This window comes from Microbacterium sp. NPDC077391, from assembly GCF_040686955.1.
Classification (GTDB): domain Bacteria; phylum Actinomycetota; class Actinomycetes; order Actinomycetales; family Microbacteriaceae; genus Microbacterium; species Microbacterium commune.
In genome coordinates this window covers 1-2,337 of record NZ_JBFBMI010000007.1, presented here as the reverse complement: position 1 = coordinate 2,337, position 2,337 = coordinate 1, and the positions used below count along the sequence as shown (strand labels likewise).

Annotated in this window: 2 protein-coding genes; both read right to left on the bottom strand. The window is 68.2% G+C overall.

The genetic code is table 11. The annotated features are described in order from the left end of the window. Positions 1 to 64 precede the first annotated feature (64 nt). Positions 65 to 877: an IS21-like element helper ATPase IstB gene (gene istB / locus AB0O65_RS13865; RefSeq protein WP_068476904.1), complete on the bottom strand. Its 813-nt coding sequence runs from the start codon at positions 875 to 877 to the stop codon at positions 65 to 67. Further along, on the bottom strand, positions 874 to 2,202 hold the full coding sequence (gene istA / locus AB0O65_RS13860; RefSeq protein ID WP_141381571.1) for an IS21 family transposase: 1,329 nt from the start codon (positions 2,200 to 2,202) through the stop codon (positions 874 to 876). Before istA ends, istB begins: the two co-directional genes overlap by 4 nt. Positions 2,203 to 2,337 lie beyond the last annotated feature (135 nt).

Here is a 2,337-nt window from a genome sequence, read left to right as displayed (position 1 = left end):
GTGATGGCGCTCATCGAAATTCCCCAGAGTTGCTCATCGGAATTCCTCAGGTCGCGTGGTCAGGTTAGCGCAGGTTCGTGCCGGTCGTGACGCGGCGGAGTTCGTCTGCGGCGGTGGCGTGGTGGCGGAGCCGGTAAGAGGCTCCATCGAGGGTGATCACGACGGATCGGTGCAAGAGCCGGTCGAGCATGGCTGCGGCGACGGTGGTGTCGCCGAGGATCTCGCCCCAGGCTCCGACCGGCCGGTTCGTGGTGATCACGATGGAGGTCTTCAGGTAGCGCTGGTTGATGACCTGGAACAAGGCTGAGGCGGCCTCGCCGGGTAGTGGCAGGTAGCCAAGCTCGTCGATGATGAGCAGGGTCGGACCGGCGAAGAAACGCATCATCGTCGACCACTTGCCTTCGATCGCGGCGCGGTGGCAGCGGGCGGCGAGGTCGGCGGCGGAGGTGAAGTAGACGCGGTAGCCGGCGGTGACGGCGGCGTGGCCGAGGCCGGTGGCGATGTGGGTCTTCCCGACGCCGGGCGGGCCGATCAGGAGCACGTTGGTGGCGGTGTCGATGAACCGGCAGGTGCCGAGCTCGGCCAGCAGCGACCGGTCGATGCCGGATGCGGCGTCGTGATCGAAGTCGTCCAGGGTCTGCCCGGTGGGGAGGTTCGCGAAACGGAACCGGCCAGCCAAGCGGCGGGCGTCGGTGGCGGTGACCTCGACTCGCAGTAGGTGCTCGAGGGCCTGCGTCAGGGTCCATCCTTCGGCTTGCGCCTGGTCGAGGACGGCGGGGAGGGCGTCCGCGGCGTCGGCGAGTTTCAGGTCGGTGAGGTGGCCGCGCAGCTGTTGATAGACGCTCGCTGCCGTCGTGGTGGCTGTGGTTGTGGTCATCGGAGGGTGTTCCTGTTCTTCGCGGCCTGCTCGTAAGCGGCCAGGCTGATCACGGTCGAAGGCTGCGCTGCAGCGCTGGTGAGGGCTGCGGCAGCGCGCAGCGCGGCGCTGCCGGGTGGGATGCGTTCTTTGCGGCGGTGTGGGCGTCCTGGTGTCGCTGACGCCATCGCGATGGCCTCCAGTGCGGTGACATGGCCGCTGTCGCGGATCGTGACGCCGAGGCCGGGTTCGGCGACCTGGTGGCGGGCGACGACCGTCCCCGATGCGGTGGCGATGTCGATGATGTCCGCGCCGAGCCGCTGCCGGACCTCGACTTTCGCGGCGGCGAGTTCGGGCGGGACGGAGTAGCGATTCCCACGCCAGTCGATCAGCGCTTGCCGGGTCGCGGTGCGCTCCTCTGTGATGATCACAGGGAACACAACCGCAGGTAGCGGTCTGAGCCGCTCGTTCACGAACAGGGCGGACGCTGTCGTCGTCCCGAGCTCGCCCTCACGCCGCCGGTCGTCCTGCCCGGCGGCGAACGTGTTCAGGCTGGCCTGCGCTTGCTCGAGGGTGAGGTCGTCGGGCAAGGTCCGCCACCAGCGTTGCGCGGCGGTGTGATTGTTCTTCTCGACCACGCCCTTCCTGTTCCCCGACCTCGGCCGGCAGACCACCGCGGTGACGCCGTGGTGCTTCGCGAACGCGGCGAACTGCGGGACCAGGTCGCCGGTGCGGTGGTCCAGGACCGTCCGCATCCGGTCGAACCGCCAGGTCTTCGTGAGCCCGCCCAGCAGGGCGAGCAGGGTCGTCATCGCGGCGAGCAGGTGCGGGGTGTCCATCGACGGGGAGATCACGCCCCGCCAGACACCCGAGTGCGCGAGCGACCCGACCAGGACATACGCGGTCTTGCGTCCGAACCCCCAATGCGCGGGCGGGTCGGGCATCTCGACCCAGTCGAACTGGGTCTCCTCCCCCGGCGGGTGCTCGATGACCGCGTTTGCGCGTTTGGTGACGTGCGCGCACGCGGTGCACGCCGGACGCAGCCCGCGGGCACGAATCTGCCGCGTCAGCGTCGGATACGACCCCTCGTAACCGAGCGGTCGCAGCTCGTCGAGCAGCGTCACCGCCCACAGGTGCGGGTCCTCGGTCAGTCTCGCGGTGGCGTAGTCGACGAACGCGTCGAACGAGTCCGGGATAGTGCGCTCACGCATCCCGGGCTGGCGTTCACCGTTCAGATACGCGCGGATGGTCTTGCGGTCATGGTTAGTGCGGCGGGCGATCTCGCTGATCGTCATCCCCTGCCGTTTCAGAGCGTGGATGTCCACGCTGCTCCTCTCTGAGAGCATGAGAACAGGGCCTTCCTCCGGCTGGTGTGTGGTCAGAGACCACCAGCATCGAGGAAGGCCCGCCTCATGCGGCGGAGCGACCCAGAGTGGGGAATTTCGATGAGCAGAACCGAGGAATTTCAGTGAGCGCCGTCA